Annotated in this window: 14 protein-coding genes and 1 riboswitch; of the genes, 8 read left to right on the forward strand and 6 right to left on the reverse strand. The window is 45.7% G+C overall.

Going from position 1 to position 18,656, the window contains the following annotated elements:
* Positions 1-60: 60 nt before the first annotated feature.
* From AB8613_RS05080 to AB8613_RS05100, 5 genes are all read left to right on the forward strand, one after another.
* Positions 61-957 (forward strand): LysR family transcriptional regulator, encoded by an 897-nt coding sequence (locus AB8613_RS05080; RefSeq protein ID WP_048608012.1) that lies wholly within the window; start codon positions 61-63, stop codon positions 955-957.
* Between the two features lie 88 nt (positions 958-1,045).
* Entirely contained in the window at positions 1,046-1,339 is a 294-nt protein-coding gene (locus tag AB8613_RS05085; protein WP_008223840.1) for a YebG family protein, read from the forward strand.
* A 154-nt stretch (positions 1,340-1,493) separates the two neighbouring features.
* Positions 1,494-1,577: riboswitch (Fluoride riboswitch) on the forward strand.
* A 194-nt stretch (positions 1,578-1,771) separates the two neighbouring features.
* A complete protein-coding gene (locus tag AB8613_RS05090; RefSeq protein WP_285955022.1) occupies positions 1,772-2,464 on the forward strand; it encodes an iron-sulfur cluster assembly scaffold protein in 693 nt (230 codons plus the stop codon).
* Positions 2,465-2,488: 24 nt separating this feature from the next.
* Entirely contained in the window at positions 2,489-3,478 is a 990-nt protein-coding gene (locus tag AB8613_RS05095) for a GGGtGRT protein (protein WP_372384590.1), read from the forward strand.
* Positions 3,479-3,707: 229 nt separating this feature from the next.
* Complete coding sequence (locus AB8613_RS05100) at positions 3,708-4,349, forward strand: MarC family protein (RefSeq protein WP_285955020.1); 642 nt, start codon at positions 3,708-3,710, stop codon at positions 4,347-4,349.
* A gap of 83 nt (positions 4,350-4,432) precedes the next feature.
* On the opposite strand, the gene ushA is transcribed toward AB8613_RS05100, so the two are convergent.
* On the reverse strand, positions 4,433-6,133 hold the full coding sequence (ushA, locus tag AB8613_RS05105) for a bifunctional UDP-sugar hydrolase/5'-nucleotidase UshA (protein ID WP_372384591.1): 1,701 nt from the start codon (positions 6,131-6,133) through the stop codon (positions 4,433-4,435).
* A gap of 504 nt (positions 6,134-6,637) precedes the next feature.
* Between ushA and dapD the strand changes: the two genes are divergently transcribed.
* Positions 6,638-7,669, forward strand: coding sequence for a 2,3,4,5-tetrahydropyridine-2,6-dicarboxylate N-succinyltransferase (gene dapD, locus AB8613_RS05110; protein WP_285955018.1), 1,032 nt, complete (start codon positions 6,638-6,640; stop codon positions 7,667-7,669).
* A gap of 83 nt (positions 7,670-7,752) precedes the next feature.
* Here the strand turns inward: dapD and AB8613_RS05115 are convergent, their stop codons facing one another.
* Positions 7,753-8,286: a DUF3332 domain-containing protein gene (locus AB8613_RS05115; RefSeq protein ID WP_008223831.1), complete on the reverse strand. Its 534-nt coding sequence runs from the start codon at positions 8,284-8,286 to the stop codon at positions 7,753-7,755.
* 263 nt (positions 8,287-8,549) lie between these two features.
* Positions 8,550-12,464: a phosphoribosylformylglycinamidine synthase gene (gene purL, locus AB8613_RS05120; protein ID WP_372384592.1), complete on the reverse strand. Its 3,915-nt coding sequence runs from the start codon at positions 12,462-12,464 to the stop codon at positions 8,550-8,552.
* A 328-nt stretch (positions 12,465-12,792) separates the two neighbouring features.
* Here purL and mltF point away from each other — a divergent pair, with 328 nt between their 5' ends.
* On the forward strand, positions 12,793-14,361 hold the full coding sequence (mltF, locus tag AB8613_RS05125) for a membrane-bound lytic murein transglycosylase MltF (RefSeq protein WP_146491366.1): 1,569 nt from the start codon (positions 12,793-12,795) through the stop codon (positions 14,359-14,361).
* 314 nt (positions 14,362-14,675) lie between these two features.
* A complete protein-coding gene (locus AB8613_RS05130; RefSeq protein WP_017059878.1) occupies positions 14,676-14,807 on the forward strand; it encodes a hypothetical protein in 132 nt (43 codons plus the stop codon).
* Between the two features lie 61 nt (positions 14,808-14,868).
* Here the strand turns inward: AB8613_RS05130 and tadA are convergent, their stop codons facing one another.
* From tadA to AB8613_RS05145, 3 genes are all read right to left on the reverse strand, one after another.
* Positions 14,869-15,474, reverse strand: a complete 606-nt coding sequence (tadA, locus tag AB8613_RS05135; protein WP_371714501.1) for a tRNA adenosine(34) deaminase TadA — start codon at positions 15,472-15,474, stop codon at positions 14,869-14,871.
* A gap of 86 nt (positions 15,475-15,560) precedes the next feature.
* Positions 15,561-16,850: a hemolysin family protein gene (locus AB8613_RS05140; protein WP_019823903.1), complete on the reverse strand. Its 1,290-nt coding sequence runs from the start codon at positions 16,848-16,850 to the stop codon at positions 15,561-15,563.
* A 202-nt stretch (positions 16,851-17,052) separates the two neighbouring features.
* A complete protein-coding gene (locus tag AB8613_RS05145; protein WP_060983336.1) occupies positions 17,053-18,615 on the reverse strand; it encodes an AbgT family transporter in 1,563 nt (520 codons plus the stop codon).
* Positions 18,616-18,656: the final 41 nt, after the last annotated feature.

Consider the following 18,656-nt stretch of genomic DNA (forward strand, 5'->3'; position numbering starts at 1 on the left):
AAGTGTTCATCAACACTGAACATAACCCATTTTCACCAGCAGAGTAAAACTAGGGATCTGATGGCTAATATTTCAATTAAACAACTCAAAGTGTTTGTCACCATTACCCAGCATTCGACGCTTACCGCCGCATCAGAAGCGCTGTTTTTGTCTAAAGCTGCGGTCAGCATGGCACTAGGCGAAATGGAGAAACAACTCGGTCACTCTCTATTTGACCGGGTCAACAACCGATTAATTCTCAACCAAGAAGGGCATAAGTTGCTCCCATTGGCCGATGAGATATTACATCGTGCTGCTGGTATTGATGTTTTGTTCCGTGACGACCAGCCCTTAAGTGGCAATCTAAAGGTAGGCGCGAGTGACACAATAGGTAATCAGGTTGCGCCATTTATTCTATCTGGCTTTCGTGAACGAACTCAGCATCAGGATCAAAGCTTGTTCATTTCAAACAGTGCCCTGATCTGCCAAAAGTTGGTGGATTATGAACTTGATATCGCGCTAATTGAAGGAAAAACATTACACCCTGAACTCATTTCGAGTCAGTTTAGCAGCGATGAAATGTGTATTATTGTTAGTAATCAACATCCTCTCGTTTCAAAAGAAAAAGTGACTTTAAGCGATTTGGAAGATAGTCACTGGATTCTACGTGAATCAGGCTCAGGGACCCGCGAGTTTTTCCTTCGTGCCGTTGCGCCTCGCATCGAACATTGGTATGAATCCTTTGAACTCAACACCACTGAAGCGATCATCAATTCAGTTTCAGCCAATCTTGGATTCGCTTGTTTATCACGATTGGCGGCGCAACGAGCGATTGATTCAGGCCGAGTGAAAGCGCTCGATGTGCCACTCGACATGAAACGACGTTTCTGGATGCTGGTACACAAGGACAAATACCAGAGCCCACTACTGAAATCTTTCATGAGTTATTGTGAAGACTGGGCTACACATCAAGATTGAGGCCGCATAGTTGGGGCTCCAACTGGACTTTTAACATCAGAAACTGTATAAAAAGCCAGTAAAATTTATCAAACTTAGAGGATTAACCATGGCTGTTATCGTCAAGTACGTGGTGGAACGCAACGGAGAAGAGAAAATGACTTTTACCTCTAAAGCCGAAGCCGACGCATACGACAAAATGCTGGATATGGCTGATGAGCTTTTTGAACTGTTAGGCAAAAGCGATTTAGTTGAAGATGAAGGCAAGCAAGAAGAACTTGCAATGTACCTAGCAAAGAACAAAGAAGAAGTTCTTTACGCATTAGGTGCTAAGCGTAAGCCAGCTCCGAAAAAAGCTAAGAAGCTTGAAGCTGTTGAAGACGCAGAAGAAGATGCAGCGTAACTAGCTGGAGTTCTCTAAAAAACGTCAATGACACCTCTAATCAGAGTCCGTTATTGGCGTTTTTTTATGCTTATCGAAATATAATGAACTCTGTTTATAGTCGAAATCGCTCTAAACATTCACTTGCACGAAAGTGTGATGCAGATCTAATCTATAGCCATCAGGTGATGGGGTTCCACCTAAGCTTTTGCTTCAACCGCCCGTTCTTTCGAACCGTGCTAATGACTCCTACAGAATCGAAAACAGGTTATACTGTTGGATGTATCGCTATTCCTCCATTTTAAATGGACTTGGTCTATTAAGACCGAGCTTCATGACACCTTTGGATTATCGATACTCAAGATCTGTAGTGAATTAGCCGCACCTCTTCCAACACGTCCTGTTTTCTCAACGCCCTAGGTCTTAAATGACTCTAATAAGTGAGAAAACATTATGCACTACTCTTCAGAAATTCAATCCATGTGCCCTATTCAAAGGGGTGATCTTCACAATTCAGCGCCAATTCCAGTTGAAGGCGCAATGGTTAGCCCAAAAGATGTCATCGCTATTTCTGGCTTAAGCCATGGCGTGGGCACTTGTGCACCACAACAAGGTGCAGCCAAACTGACACTTAACGTAAAAAGCGGCATCATCGAAGAAGCGCTAATCGAAACGATTGGTTGTTCAGGCATGACTCAATCAGCCGCGATGGCAGCCGAAATCCTCACTGGAAAAACCATTCTCGAAGCACTCAATACAGACTTGGTGTGCGATGCGATCAACGTAGCGATGCGCGAAATCTTCCTGCAGTTTGTTTACGGTCGAACTCAGTCTGCATTCTCTGAAGGCGGCCTAGAAATTGGCGCCGCATTAGAAGACCTAGGTCAAACACAGCGCAGCCAAGTAGGTACTAGCTACTCAACCTCAGCGAAAGGCGTTCGTTACCTAGAGCTTGCAGAAGGTTACGTGACCAAGCTTGCACTTGATGATCACAGCGAAGTGATTGGCTACGAGTATCTCAACCTCGGAAAAATGATGAAGGCGATTAATCAAGGTGTACCAGCCAATGAAGCTGCTGACCTTGCGACGGGGACTTACGGTCGCTTCGATGAAGCTGTAACCACCATTAATCCACGCCAACAATAATTTTTGCCAATTTAGAGGAAAGATATGATGAACACTCAATTTAATGAATCAGTAACTCGCGTATTGGCAGAGATGAACTTCGACTCTTTGGAGCAAGCGAACCAATACTGTAAAGCCCACAACGTTGATCCAAAAGCCATGGTGATGGACACCCAACCTATTGCTTTTGAAAGTGCTGCCGATGCTTATATCCTTGGTTCAGCACTAGCTCTATTCCGCAAAGCAAGCAACGCTGAGCAAGCTGCGAATATCATTGGTGAAGGCCTTCAAGCATTCACCAAACCTGGCAGTGTTGCTGAGCAACGCCAAGTTGGTATTGGGCATGGCGCGCTAGCAGCTCGTCTTCTAAATGAAGAAAGTCACTGTTTTGCTTTCCTTGCGGGCCATGAATCTTTTGCTGCTGCAGAAGGTGCGATTAAAATTGCACTCAACGTCAACAAATCACGTCACAACCCATTAAAGGTAATCCTCAATGGTCTAGGTAAAGATGCGGCTTACTTAATTTCTCGCATCAATGGTTTTACCTATGTTCGCACTCAATACGATTACCAAACAGGCGAGCTTGTTGAAACAGAACGTCGCCGCTTCTCACAAGGCCCTCGCGGAGAGATCTTGTGTTACGGCGCTGATGATGTACGAGAAGGCGTGGCAATTATGCACAGAGAAGAAGTGGATGTAAGTATTACGGGTAACTCAACTAACCCAACTCGCTTCCAACACCCTGTTGCAGGTATCTACAAAGCAGAACGTACTCGCCAAGGTTTACCTTACTTCTCAGTTGCTTCAGGCGGCGGTACCGGCCGTACATTGCACCCAGATAACGTAGCAGCAGGCCCAGCGTCTTACGGCATGACAGATACCATGGGCAGAATGCACGCTGATGCTCAGTTCGCCGGTAGCTCTTCTGTTCCGGCTCACGTGGCAATGATGGGCTTCATCGGTATGGGTAACAACCCAATGGTCGGTACGACGGTTGCATTAGCTGTGGCAGTAAGCGAATCTCAAAACGCATAACGGCAACATCAAGCACCACGATCTATTCATAGAATAGAATCCGTTAACTGAGAAACAAGCAGTAACAGACGACCAAAACTCTACACCTATCACTAAAACCAAACAGCCAGCCTTATGCTGGCTGTTTTTTATTCACACTTCATCTACTATCTATTTCTAATAATTATTTGTATCTAAGATTAAAGACATTCAGCTGTCGCATTTAACTGCATATTTTCAAAGGATTAATATGAAAGAGCTCATCATTCATACCATTACCGTGTTCATGGGCTTTTTTGCCATAATGAACCCTATCGCCAACACTCCGATCTTTCTTGGATTAACCGGTGACAATGACAGAGAAACGGTCAAATCCATCGCCTTCCGTTCAGTGTTTATCGCATTCATCATCGTCAGTACTTTTGCGCTCTCTGGCAAACTGATCTTTGATCTCTTTGGTATCACACTGTATGCACTGCGCATCACAGGCGGTATTCTGGTCTTTTTGATTGGCTTCCACATGCTGCAAGGTGACTCAACACACGCCAAAGCGAAAGAGAAAGTCAACTCAGACGCCCAACGAGACGCGGCGCTAAGCATCGCAGTATCACCTTTAGCCATGCCAATTCTGGCAGGCCCCGGCACCATTGCCACTGCGATGAACTTTGCCAGCACAGAGGGGATTTACGAGACCATCATTACCATTGTGGCATTTGGCCTCCTCTGCACCCTAACCTATGTCTTATTTGTATTCGGCGAGCGCTTCGTTAAAGCAGTTGGACCAAGCGCATTGAATGTAATTACACGAATGATGGGTTTGATACTCGCCGTTATCGGTATGCAGATGCTGATTGAGGGGATAGAACAGGCTTACAAGGCGCTGTTTGTTTAAGCTCAAACTACGAAAATCTAATACAAAAATAGCCAGCTATTTGCTGGCTATTTTCTTTGTCGTTTTTGTTTATGAGTTATAAATTAGTTCGCAGGGCAGCCTTTTACTTCTGAACCATTACTCATGTAGATTAGATCACCATCCACTGGTGCATAATTCGCTGCAGTGACATCGGGGTTCTTAACAAAGAACTCGCGTAGCACTGAGGCATCCGTTAACTGCGTCGATTCAACATCAATTACTGGGTAGTCATCACCACCAGCAGCACTGAAACTTATCACGGAGAACGTGTAGGTGTCCGCGAAGTCAAAGCCTTTGCCGTTGATGTCACGAATGGTCACATCACCCAAATCACAGTCTACGGTTAAACTAATATTATCCAATTGAGCGTAAGCGCCTGAGCCTGCAGTCATAGTCGCAACAACATCTAAGTACGCTTTCACCTCAGCCCCAGTCATCGTTGCTTTAGTCACGAAATTTCCGAAAGGTTGCACAGTCAGCACGTCACGATATGTAACATTTCCCGCCTGAATAGAATCACGAACACCACCAGAATTCATAACACCGAAGTCAGCATTCACTAAGTCGTAAGTACGGTATGCTTCACCTAACAAATGACCAAGATTGGTTTGCTCAGATCGAACAACATTACGATCACCTTCAAGCTTCGCATCGGTGTTTGAAATAATTTCATCAAGCAACTCTTGGCCTTGTTGCTGATACGCGGAAAGGGTAGCAATAACTGTTGCGTTGGGTTCAATTTCAGCTTGGATAAACTGATAATCACCATTTTCGTCTTTCTCTTTCAAGTTCACCGGCACTAAGTCGTACTTCGCTAAATGCAGTTTACCGTCATAAAACTCAAAGTCAGCTCTGCCTACATACTTACCCCATTCATGAGCTTGCATGATGTAAGTACCATTTTGCTGATCTGGCTTACAATCATCTCCCGGATTAAAGTCTGCGTATTCATTGCCTTCCATACAGACAGGGTTTTGGGAGTGCCCGCCAATAATGGCATCCAATTGCCCTTCCTCCAGTGAACGAGCAAGTAACACATCACCAGGAGCTTCACTACCATGTTGACCATCGGCGTAGTGCCCCATATGCGTGGTAGCAAAAATCAGGTCAACCGTTTCATTGGCCTCGATTTCTTTTATGGCTTTTTTAATTTCAACTTGTGGGTCGGCAAAGTGAATTGTCGCGACGTTGTCAGGATTAACTAATTTAGCCGTATCTTTAGTTGTCAGGCCAATAACCGCAACCTTTAACCCATTAATAGTGAATACTTTGTATGGAGAGAAAAGGCGTTCATCAGTAACTGTGTCTCCATCTTTGATATAAATATTCGCCGCTAGCATTGGGAAATCAGCCAGTTCAGCCTGCATCTCTAGCACATCTAAGCTATTGTCGAACTCATGATTACCTAATGCCATTGCGTCGTAACCAAGAAGGTTCATACCAACAAAATCTGGTACCGCGTCCTGCATATCAGACTCAGGCACACCGGTATTAATATCACCACCAGACAATAGAATGGTTTCACCACCGTTTTGAGTGACTTCTGCACGAATGCTATCGATCAAAGTCTTGCGAGCAGCCATTCCGTACTCACCCTTACTATTCTCCCAAAAACGACCGTGGTTATCATTGGTATGTAAAACGGTAAACTTGGTACAAGAAGCCGCAGTATCACATGTCACTGCCGTATCATCATTGTCCGAGCCACAGCCAACCATCGCTACGCCGATAGAGAGCACCAGTAAAGACTTAGTAAAATTCATAGAAGATCCTTTATTAATCGTTTTAATGTCGTTATGGCTGGAAATATACTTAATTAATATAGGGTTATAGTGATCTTCATCTTAATTACGCAGCTGAAAATTTGAGTATTTACTCGGACTGTAGGCACAAGCGATTAATCAACAGAAGTCGAATAATTCTGATAATAAACATAAATTTATAAAGAAAGTGTGACTCAGCCTATTGATACTGCTAACAACAAGGTGAGTTGAATATGAGTGACGGATATAGAAATGAAAGCATACTGAGTGGTTGAATAAAACGCCGTAGCATTAAGAACATGGTGCAGTATCCGGATAATGAAAACTATCGCCAGAAAGACAAGCAATATCATTTTACAGACTTTATCCCAATGCGCCCTTTCATAACGAGGGCGCTCTCTTTATGATGAACGCAATTAAATTAACTTTGCTAGCGGCAGCGCTTGTTATTCGAGCCGTTGTTTTGGAATAGCAAAATCAAGACTCAACACATGGAGATTCAACATGGCTTACTTTTCACTAGCCTTCGGTACGGCAACCAAAAATCGCGACAATAAAATCATTGAAGCGTTCTTCCCTAACCCACTTCTAAACCCAAGCGATGCTCTTGTAGCCGCTGTGGCAGAAGTATCAGGTTACTCTGAAGGCAACCAAGCTATCGAAATCTCTGCAGCACAAAGCGCAGAACTCGCGAAAGCATTCGCAGCAAACGATGATGCAGCTAACGCATCTTTCGCAGAAAAAGCAGCAGCATCTGAACAGCCACTTGTTCTTGTTGTTCTTGCGACAGACGAGAAGCCAACATCTATTGCTGAAGGCTTCCTAAAACTGCAACTCATCTCTAACCGCCTAGTTCAACCACACGGTACAGTACTAGACGGCATCTTCGGTCTACTGCACAACATCGCATGGACAAACGAGGGTCCAATCGACCTTCCTGAGCTGGCTGAGCGTCAAATCGAAGCTCGCCTTGCTGGTCGTGCCCTATCTGTAGATTGTGTCGACAAGTTCCCTAAAATGGTTGATTACGTGGTACCTACAGGTATTCGTATTGCTGATACTTCTCGTGTTCGTCTAGGCGCACATGTGGGTGAAGGCACAACAGTAATGCATGAAGGTTTCATCAACTTCAATGCAGGTACAACTGGCGTAAGCATGGTTGAAGGTCGTATCTCTGCAGGTGTTGTTGTAGGTAACGGTTCAGACATCGGCGGCGGCGCTTCTATCATGGGTACTTTGTCTGGTGGCGGTACTATGGTTATCTCTATCGGCGAAAACTGCCTACTAGGCGCAAACGCGGGTCTTGGCTTCCCAATGGGCGACCGCTGTACTGTTGAGTCTGGCCTATATGTGACTGCTGGTACGAAAGTTCGCATGCTAGATAAAGAAGGCAACGAAGTAGAAATCATTAAAGCTCGCGACCTAGCTGGCGTTTCTGACCTTCTGTTCCGTCGCAACTCGATCACTGGTCAAATTGAATGTCTAGCGAACAAGTCTGCTGTTGAACTGAACAGCGAGCTACACAGCAACAACTAATCTAAGCGCTAGATGCTAGAAAGTACGAAGCCGCTGGAGTTAAATCCAGCGGCTTTTCTTTTATTGGTATCTAGCTGAAAGGATTACGCTTTCTCTGCGGCTAGCTGTTCAAGCGCTTGAATAGAGGTTTCTGATACTAGCGTACCATCCATGTAGTAGCTGACCTTGTCGCCATCACGAACACCAGTCAGAACGGCTTTCTGACCATCGTTATAAGTGATGTCCATACGAATCGTGTTCTCATCAATTTGCTGCATCTCACCCCATTCGATCTGACGATTATTGAAACCAAGTGGGGCTTCTTTTAGTGAATCATCAAGGCTGTCATTCACATCAATCATGGTATCGACTTTGCTATCAAAGATGTGAGGTGCGCCTGTGAGTGGGTTTTTACCCGCCCAGAATTCGATTGAGTTAAAGACAATGTAATCGGCTGCGGTGGTGAGTGCGTAAACCGGAGCAAGCAAGAAGTTGACACCCGCACGAGCGTAGCGGTTGTCTACAACCTCAACGTTGAACTTCATTAATTTACCAGTAACGGCGTTGCTACCGACACATCCAGCTAACGACATGACAATCGCTGCCACTGCTACTGCTTTTGTGATTGTTGTTTTCATAGTTCCCTCTTATGCCACGATGATTGATTCAATTTTTTGCATAGCCAAACGATACTCTCTGCATAAATGCAGAATTTGATGGCCTAACAAATTGATTCCATAACATTTAGCGTAGTGGAGATTTTTAGAACAGCAAACTGCAACCATTAATTTCTTCGCTCTGGTTCCTAAATTTTGAGAAATAAAAAAGCGCAGACCTTTCGATCTGCGCTTTTCATTTTTGCTTAACCTAGCCTAGATTAATGCGGCCTGTAAGAGAGTGGTTAACCCACATTCTTACGTGCGTTTTGGAACATACGCATCCAAGCGCCATTCTCGCCCCAACCTTCCGGAGACCAAGAGTTTGCAACCGTACGGAATACACGCTCTGGGTGCGGCATCATGATAGTCACACGGCCGTCTGTAGTCGTTAAACCAGTGATAGCGTTTGGCGAACCATTCGGGTTGTTCGGGTATTGCTGCGTTTGGTTACCGTTGTTATCAACGTAACGTAGTGCAACCGTACCTGAGTTCTCAATCGCGTTTAGGTGGTCGTTGTCACGCACTTCTACGCGGCCCTCACCGTGAGAAACTGCGATTGGCATACGAGAACCTTCCATGCCGTTGAAGAATACAGAATCTGACTTCTGAACTTCAACGAGGCTGAAACGTGCTTCAAAACGCTCAGACTCATTGCGAACGAAACGTGGCCAGTATTCAGCTCCAGGGATAAGTTCACGCAGGTTAGACAACATCTGACAACCGTTACATACACCTAGAGAGAAAGTATCTTCACGTTTGAAGAAGTTTTCAAATTGGTCACGAGTAGAATCGTTAAACAGAACTGATTTAGCCCAACCTTCACCAGCGCCCAGTACATCACCGTAAGAGAAACCACCACAAGCCACAAGGCCGTTGTACTCTTCGAGTACCGCTTGACCCGTTAGGATGTCGCTCATGTGAATATCAGTCGCTTCGAAGCCTGCACGGTCGAATGCTGCTGCCATTTCAACGTGAGAGTTAACACCCTGCTCACGTAGAATTGCCATCTTAGGCTTAGCGCCCGTGTTGATGTAAGGAGCAGCAATATCTTCGTTTACGTCAAAGCTTAGTTTCACGTTCAGACCTGGGTCTGAGTTGTCTTTCTTCGCTTCATGTTCTTGGTCAGCACAAACTGGGTTATCACGTAGACCTTGCATCTTATGCGTCGTCTCAGCCCAGATAGTACGCAGTTCAGTACGGTTACGTTGAACCACAACGTCTGCACCAGACTTAATCACCAACTCATCAGAATCTTGAACCGAACCAATAACATGTGAGCATGCTTCTAGGCCATTGGCTGCAAGCGTAGAAAGTACTGCGTCTAGGTCGTCGTTGCGAACTTGGATTACCGCACCTAGCTCTTCGTTGAATAGTGCTGCTAGCGTGTCTTCGCTATTCTCTGATGCAGATAAAAGCGCTGCAATATCAGCATTAACACCACAGTGACCTGCGAACGCCATCTCAGCCAGTGTTACGAACAGACCACCATCGCCTTTATCGTGGTAAGCCACAACTTGGTCGTTCGCAACTAGAGCTTGAACGCCTTCGTAGAAACCTTTTAGCTGTGCTGCGTTGTCTACGTCAGCTGGCTTATCACCAAGCTGCTTGTAAACCTGTGCAAGTGCTGTCGCACCTAGACGGTTTTTGCCGTTACCTAGGTCGATAAGTACTAAGCTTGAAGCACCTTTGTCAGTGCGAAGCTGAGGCGTAATCGTCTTACGAACATCTTCAACACGTGCAAACGCAGTAATAACAAGAGATAGCGGAGAAGTTACTTCTTTCTGCTCGCCGTTCTCTTCCCACTTAGTCTTCATCGACATTGAGTCTTTACCCACAGGGATAGTTAGACCCAGTGCTGGACATAGCTCTTCACCTACGGCTTTAACCGCTTCGTAAAGGCCTGCATCTTCACCAGGGTGACCTGCTGGAGACATCCAGTTAGCCGACAATTTAATGTGTTTGATATCGCCGATGTTCGTCGCTGCGATGTTAGTGATTGCTTCACCAACGGCTAGACGAGCTGACGCGCCAAAGTCTAGAAGTGCCACTGGCGTACGCTCACCAAGAGACATCGCCTCACCGTGGTAAGAGTCGTAACTTGCTGCTGTTACTGCGCAGTTAGCTACAGGAACCTGCCATGGGCCAACCATTTGGTCACGAGCTACAAGGCCTGTTACCGAGCGGTCACCGATCGTGATTAGGAATGTTTTCTCTGCGACAGTTGGTAGGCGAAGAACACGGTCAACCGCTTCGTTCATTTCGATACCAGAGCGGTCAATCGCTGGGTTGTTCGCTTTTAGCGTTTTCGCGTCACGGTGCATCTTAGGGGTTTTACCTAATAGGATGTCCATCGGCATATCGATTGGCGTGTTGTCGAAGTGTGAATCTTCTAGTTTAAGATCACGTTCTTCTGTTGCTTTACCAACCACAGCGTAAGGTGCGCGCTCACGCTTACAAATAGCGTCGAACGTTGCCATGTCTTTGTCAGCAACCGCCATTACGTAACGCTCTTGAGATTCGTTACACCAGATCTCAAGTGGGCTCATGCCCGGCTCATCGTTTGGCACGTCACGTAGGTTGAAGATACCGCCACGCTCGCCATCGTCTACTAGCTCAGGAAGTGCATTTGAGATACCGCCCGCGCCCACATCGTGGATGAATGCGATTGGGTTCGCATCACCTAGCTGCCAACAACGGTCGATCACTTCCTGACAACGACGTTCCATCTCTGGGTTTTCACGTTGAACAGAAGCGAAATCAAGATCTTCAGAAGAAGAACCAGAGTCCATTGAAGATGCCGCACCGCCACCAAGGCCGATGTTCATTGCAGGGCCACCCAGAACAATTAGGCTTGCACCTACTGGGATCTCTTTCTTCTGAACGTGCTCATCACGGATGTTACCTAGGCCACCAGCTAGCATGATCGGCTTGTGGTAACCGCGTACTTCTTCACCTGCGTGAGAGTTTACTTTCTCTTCGTAAGTACGGAAGTAACCTAGTAGGTTTGGACGACCAAATTCGTTGTTGAATGCCGCGCCACCAAGAGGACCTTCAAGCATGATATCCAAAGCAGTAACGATACGGCTTGGCTTGCCAAAGTCAGTTTCCCAAGGTTGAACGAAGTTCGGGATCTTAAGGTTAGATACAGAGAACGCCACCAGACCAGCTTTTGGTTTACCACCAATACCTGTTGCGCCTTCATCACGGATTTCACCGCCTGAACCTGTAGATGCGCCCGGCCATGGAGAGATTGCCGTTGGGTGGTTGTGCGTTTCAACTTTCATCAAGATGTGTGTTTTCTCTTGGTGGTAGTTGTACTGACGAGTTTCTGGATCTGGGAAGAAACGACCGACTTCAGAGCCAGTCATAACTGCTGCGTTATCTTTATATGCAGAAAGTACGTTATCAGGAGTAACTTCAAACGTATTTTTGATCATTTTAAACAGTGATTTTTCTTGCTTAACGCCGTCGATAGTCCAGTCAGCGTTAAAGATCTTGTGACGACAGTGCTCTGAGTTCGCTTGTGCAAACATCATTAGCTCGATGTCAGTCGGGTTACGACCTAGCTTCTCAGTGAAGCTTTCAAGAAGGTAATCAATCTCATCTTCTGCAAGAGCAAGACCTAGGGTAACGTTTGCTTTTTCAAGCGCTTTACGTCCGCCAGCTAATAGGTCAACTTCCGCATAAGGAGCAGGCTCAGCAACAGTGAAAAGCGCCGCCGCTGATTCGAAGTCAGTGAAAACGACTTCCATCATACGGTCGTGCAGGATTGCTTTCAGCTCAACAAGTTGAAGCTCAGAAAGTTCAGCAGAGGTTTCAATGTAGAAAGCAGTACCGCGCTCTAGACGTGACACTTTAGCCAGTCCACAGTTATGTGCGATATCTGTTGATTTTGAAGACCAAGGCGAGATAGTGCCCGGGCGTGGCGTTGCAAGCAGCAGTAAACCTTCAGGTTCATGCTCTTCAATCGTTGGACCGTAAGTCAGTAGCTTTTCTAGCTTCTCAACTTCAGACTCATCTAGGTCTGCCGTTAGATCAGCAAAGTGGGCAAACTCAGCGTAAATACCTGTTACAGGTAAGCTTAATTCACGACAAAGCTCTAAAAGCTTGTTAACACGAAACTCAGATAGAGCTGGGGAGCCACGCAAAATTCTCATGTGCTTACGTCTCTTATGCAGTTGATTAAGGTAGTATTGGAATAAATTCAGTGGGTTATAGGAGCAACCTAACTGTTTTCTTCGAAGCTATTCCCGAAGGTTGCCAAACCTATGCCGATTCCACCTCTTCAATGCGAGCGCATTATAAAGCATTTCTTTTTGTGACGTAACACCAAAAGCAACCGTTTGCGTGATTTTTTTATCTTTCTCCGTAAATGGTACTTTTGCTGCATTTATCACCACTTTTACAACTGTTTAATTAAACCTGCTTTGCCAGCCTTGCGGGGTTTGGTATAAAGGGGCTTCCACTTTTCGAGATTTCATTTTGATGCCTAAATTTACGCTCATCTTTTCGTCTAAGTTCCTTCTGCTCACCATCGCCCTAGTTGGGTTGGCTGGATGTCAGATTGAATCTGAACCTAAAAGTGTCCTTGAGCAGATACGAGATCGTGGCGTTCTTCGTGTCGGCACCCTAAATAACCAACTCTCTTATTACATCGGTCCTGATGGCCCTGCCGGCTTAGATTACGAATTAGCTCGTGAGTTTGCGCAAGAGCTTGGTGTAAAGCTTGAGGTTAAACCCGCTTACCGTTTGTCTGGCTTGTTCCCTGCACTGCAGAAAGGTGAGATCGATCTTATCGCGACTGGCTTAACGCAAAATAACAACCTGACACGCGCTTATCGCGCCGCACCTGCTTATTACTATGTAAGCCAACAAGTCGTGTACAAGAAAGGTCAATGGCGACCAAGAAACCTCGATCAACTGATCAAGTTTGAGAACGAGCGTCAGGCCGAATTTGTAAAAGAACAATCTGAATCAGAAGAAACGGCATCAAATGAAACACTGACGCCATCTTTAGTTGTGGTGAAAGACTCACACTTTGAACCAACACTAAAACAGCTTCAGAACATACACGATGACTTTATCTACGATGCGGTCGGTAATGCGGACATCAATGACCTGCTAAAAGAAGTATCAACCGGAGAGCGACTGTTTACCGTTGCAGACTCCATTGAGCTCTCGTTGGCGCAGCGTTTATACCCTGATGTAGCTTTGGCTTTTGAACTAACAGAAGACCAACCTATCTCTTGGTACTTAGAGCGTTCAGAAGATGAGAGTCTGTATGCATTGCTGATTGAGTTCTTCGGTAACCTTAAACAGTCTGGTGAACTGGCTTCATTGGAAGAGAAATACATCGGCCACATTGGTACCTTTGACTACGTTGATACTCGTGCCTTTATCCGCGCATTGGATAGCAAGCTACCTAAATGGTCACCACTATTTCAGCAATACTCGCAAGAATTTGATTGGCGCTTGATTGCTGCTTTGGCATACCAAGAGTCACACTGGAACCCAGTCGCGCGTTCTCCTACTGGTGTTCGAGGCATGATGATGTTGACGCTGCCAACCGCGAAGAGCGTAGGTGTTACCAATCGTCTTGACCCGAAACAGTCAGTACAAGGCGGTGTCGAGTACCTGCGCCGTATCGTTAACCGAGTTCCAGACTCTATTACTCAACATGAAAAGATCTGGTTTGCCCTCGCGTCATATAACGTAGGTTACGGTCACATGATGGATGCTCGCCGCTTAACCAAAGCACAAGGCGGCAACCCTGACGCTTGGGGTGATGTAAAAGATCGACTTCCTCTGTTGAGACAGAAGAAGTACTACAGCCAAACTCGATACGGCTATGCGCGTGGTGATGAAGCAAGGAATTACGTTGAGAACATTCGCCGCTATTACCAGAGCATTATTGGCCATGTAAATCAGCGTAATAAAGAACAAGAAGCAAGCCTTGAAGGTTTGGTGGTGATCCCACCTTTAGAAACCTCAGGTGCTGAATCAAGTATCAGCGCAGCTCAATCGACAGTAAGCAGTTCTGAGCCTTCGCAGTAAAACCAAAAGAGCAATGCCATCTAGCATTGCTCTTTTTTATTACTTTTTTCGACTCTTCTTTCGTCGCTACGGGATAAGGGACGCAAGCAGGAAAATAATGGTGAGATCTCGAGTGTCATATTGCAGTAACAATCGAACCTTATAACGGCACACCACAATCAAGATTATGCTCTGCTGCACTGCGATGCTGGCTTTAGACTAGAACAGCTCTTCTAAGTAAGCCAAGTGTGCGACAGGCCAAACAAACGAATAACACTATAATTAAATCGTTAGTCCAAACTAAAAAGTCAGACGACACATAGGAAATCATTGAAATGATGAAGAAACTGAAATCGAAACGCCTTGATAAGACCGTTGCTGCAAACCGTCGTAAGCGTATGCTTTCAAATAATAAGAAGAAGATCATTTGGCGCAATCGCGCTTTCATGCAGATGATTGCTGAGTAAATGTAATTACCAAGTCAGTTTGCTTGGCACTCGTGCGATTGAGAGTGCCGATAGCTCGCTGCTACTTCTTGTTACCAGCCTTCATATCTGCTTCTACACGCTGCTCTTCCAGCAGACGTTCTTGCTTGCGCTTCTCTTTTATCTCTTTTCTACGACGCTTGAAAAACGATTGTAATTGCTCACGGCACTCTTCCTCTAACAAGCCATGTTCAACGTCGGCATAGTGGTATGAGGCCTGACTTTCAAACAAATTCAACACTGTACCTGCAGCGCCCGCTTTTAAGTCTGGAGCGCCAAACACAATGCGCTTTACTCGGCTGTGTAGCAAGGCACCAGCACACATAGGACATGGCTCAAGCGTGACATACAAGGTGGTATCAAGCAGCCGATAGTTTTCTAAGGTTTGGCCAGCTTTACGCAAAGTTTCAATTTCTGCGTGTGCCGTTGCATCGTGGCTGCCAATCGAACGGTTCCACCCTTCAGAGATAATCTCCCCATCTTTCACTAATATAGCACCCACAGGAACCTCTCCCTCACTCTCTGCTTGCTTAGCTACCTCGATGGCGCGTCGCATGAAGATTTCATCTTGAGGGGTGAATTGATGGTCTGACAAAGGGAACTCCAGAAAACAAAGGATTAAAACGAAATTAGGTATGCGGTGAAGCATACCTAATCTTCGTGATAATGAACAATAAAGAGATAATAGACAACAAGAGACAATGAACGATTGCCGCTTGCTAGTTGGTCGAACTGTTAGCTATTAGCGTCTTCTATGCTATCGGCTATTGGCGTCGCTTTGATGCTCACAATGCGATTGTTCTCAACAGAGATAATTTCAAACTGCCACTGTTGGTATTGAACAACCTCGCCTGCATCAGGTAATCGTCCTATTAGCCAAGTCACAAGGCCATTCAACGTTTGGAAGCTCTCGCTTTCACCCTCAGAATCCGACAGCTCTAAACGGTTTTTCAGTTCACTGATCGGAATCAATCCATCCACCAGCAAACCGTCTTCCACTTGCTCAGTCCAAAGATCGTTCGGGTTATTCGATAGTTCGCCAGCAATCGCCTCAAGAATATCGTAATGAGTCACAAGACCTTGAACATCGCCATACTCGTCGACAATGAATGCCATCTCAGTACCCGACTCTTTAAAGTAGCCAAGTAAACGCAGAGCTTTCATCGATTCTGGAACATAGATCGGTGAGCGAGACAGCCCCATGATCACTTGAATGCTTAGATTGCCTGCCTGATTCAGCAAGGCTTTGGCTGACACCGTACCCACCACTTTATTGAGGTGATCTTGGCACAATGGAAACACACTGTGCTTTGATGAACGTAGTTTCTTTAAGATTTGCTCTACTGGTTGGTCGACATCCAAAAAGTCGATGTCTCGACGCGGAGTCATTAAAGAGCTCACAAGGCGATCATCAAGCTGCAAGATATTACGAATCATCTCTTGTTCGCCGCGTTCAATCACACCCGATTCAGAGCCCTCTTTCACAAGTGCATGGATATCATCTTCAGTTACGCTATCTTCGTCACCACCTCGCCCCATCAACTTGAGAATGCCTTCCGTAGAAGCCGACAGCGCAAACACAAACGGCGTCGCGATTTTAGATAACCAGAAGATTGGCAGCGCGACTAACACAGCAATGTTTTCAGCTTGAGATTGAGCAAAACGCTTTGGTACCAACTCACCGACAACGATGGCGAAATAAGTAATACCCACCACCACAACCGCAGTAGACAAGATATTCGCTTGTGTTGGATCGAGTCCCCATAGTTCAAGTTGAACGGCCAGTGGAGCCGATAGCGTTGCCTCGCCCACAATACCGCTGAGCAGGCCGATTACTGTGATACCGATTTGAATAGTCGAGAGGAAGCGGGTTGGGTTTTCTTTGAGCTCAAGAGCAATCTGAGCGGAACGGTGTTTTTCGGCTAAGCGTTTCAGCCGACTATTTTTTGCTGCTACCAATGCAATCTCTGACATGGCAAACAGACCATTTAAAACAATTAACCCTACTAAAAGCAGAATTTTCATGTGGCTTGGATTTCCTAAATTTACCGGCCAACAATTAGCCGTAATCCGGATTATAAGCTGAGTGCCTTTATTTTGAATATAAAAAGTTTTTGATATAAAAAGTCTTGGATATAAAAAAAATAGAAAAAGATAGCGAAAAAAAGCCCGCACATTTCGGTGCGGGCTTAGCAATGAATAAAGCTTAATATCGCTTAGTTCAATCTTACATAGTGTAAGTATAAGGTGCTTGGATACCTAGTGGGATACCAAGAGCCCAGTAAGCTAGCAAGAACAAAGACCAACCGATTAGCATGGCAATCGAGAATGGCATCATTAGAGAAGCTAGAGTACCGATACCTGTCGACTTAACGTAGCGCTGACAGTAAACAACAACCAGTGGGAAGAACACCATTAGTGGAGAGATGATGTTAGACACTGAGTCACCTACACGGTAAGCCGCTTGAGATAGCTCAGGAGAGATACCCACAACCATTAGCATTGGAACTAGGATTGGACCGATAAGCGCCCACTTAGCCGAAGCCGAACCTACAAGCAGGTTAACTGAAGCCGTTAGTAGAATCATACCAACAACCGTTGCTTCACCAGGAAGGTCCATCGCTTTCAGACCTTCAGCACCGTAAAGCGCAAGCATTGTACCGATGTTTGATTGACCGAATGCAGATAGGAACTGTGCACAGAAGAACGACATTACAATGTATGCGCCCATCGTAGCCATTGTCTCTGACATTGCTTTGATTACGTCATTGCTGTTCTTGAAAGTACCTGCTACACGGCCGTAGACGATACCTGGAATGATGAACAGGATGAAGATCAGAGGAACGATAGACTTCATAACTGGAGCAGAGAACGCTGTTAGCTCACCTTCAGGTGAACGAAGCGCTGAGTTTTCAGGAACTAGAGCCGCGATAAGCAGACCAATACCCGCAACCATTGCCCAACCAGCGTAACGGAATGCTTTAGATTCGATTGCAGTGAACGTACCAAGATCAGGTGCCGCTTCTGCATCTTCATCAACTGGCGTATTAGCAAGACGAGGCTCGATAATTTTCTCAGTTACGTACCAACCGATAGCAACAATAAGAACTGAAGATAGGCCAGTAAAGAAGATGTTCGCTAGAGGGTTAATCACGTATTCAGGGTCAAGAACGTTTGCCGCTGTTTGAGTGAAACCAGCTAGTAACGGGTCAATACCTGAAGGGATGAAGTTCGCAGAGAAACCACCTGATACACCAGCAAACGCTGCTGCAATACCCGCTAGAGGGTGACGACCCGCAGCGTGGAAGATGATACCACCAAGAGGGATGACTAGAACGTAACCTGCATCTGCTGCTGTGTGAGACACGATAGCAACAAGGATTAGCATTGGCGTTAGTAGCTTAGCTGGCGTGAAGTTAAGCATCTTCTTAAGGCCAGTCGTAATGAAGCCTGAAGAGTCAGCAACGCCTACACCTAGCATAGCAACAAGTACGATACCTAGAGGTGCGAAGCCTGTGAACGTGGTAACCATATTCGCTAGGAAGCTAGCAAGTGCTTCACCAGTTAGTAGGTTGTTTACTTCAAGAGCAGCACCCGTTTGAGGGTTGATTAAGTCGAATGAAAGATTCGATAAAAGTGCAGATGCTACCCATACAATAACTAGAGCCCAGAAGAACAGAATTGCTGGATCTGGAATTTTGTTGCCGGCGCGTTCAATGAAGTTTAGAAAGCGGTCCATACCACTGATCTTCTCAGTCGATGGTGCTTTTTTTACGGCTTGGTTACTCATTGTAACTCCATATGTGATGTTGTTTTGTTTAGGCCTAATAT

The organism is Vibrio sp. BS-M-Sm-2, assembly GCF_041504345.1.
Classification (GTDB): domain Bacteria; phylum Pseudomonadota; class Gammaproteobacteria; order Enterobacterales; family Vibrionaceae; genus Vibrio; species Vibrio satsumensis.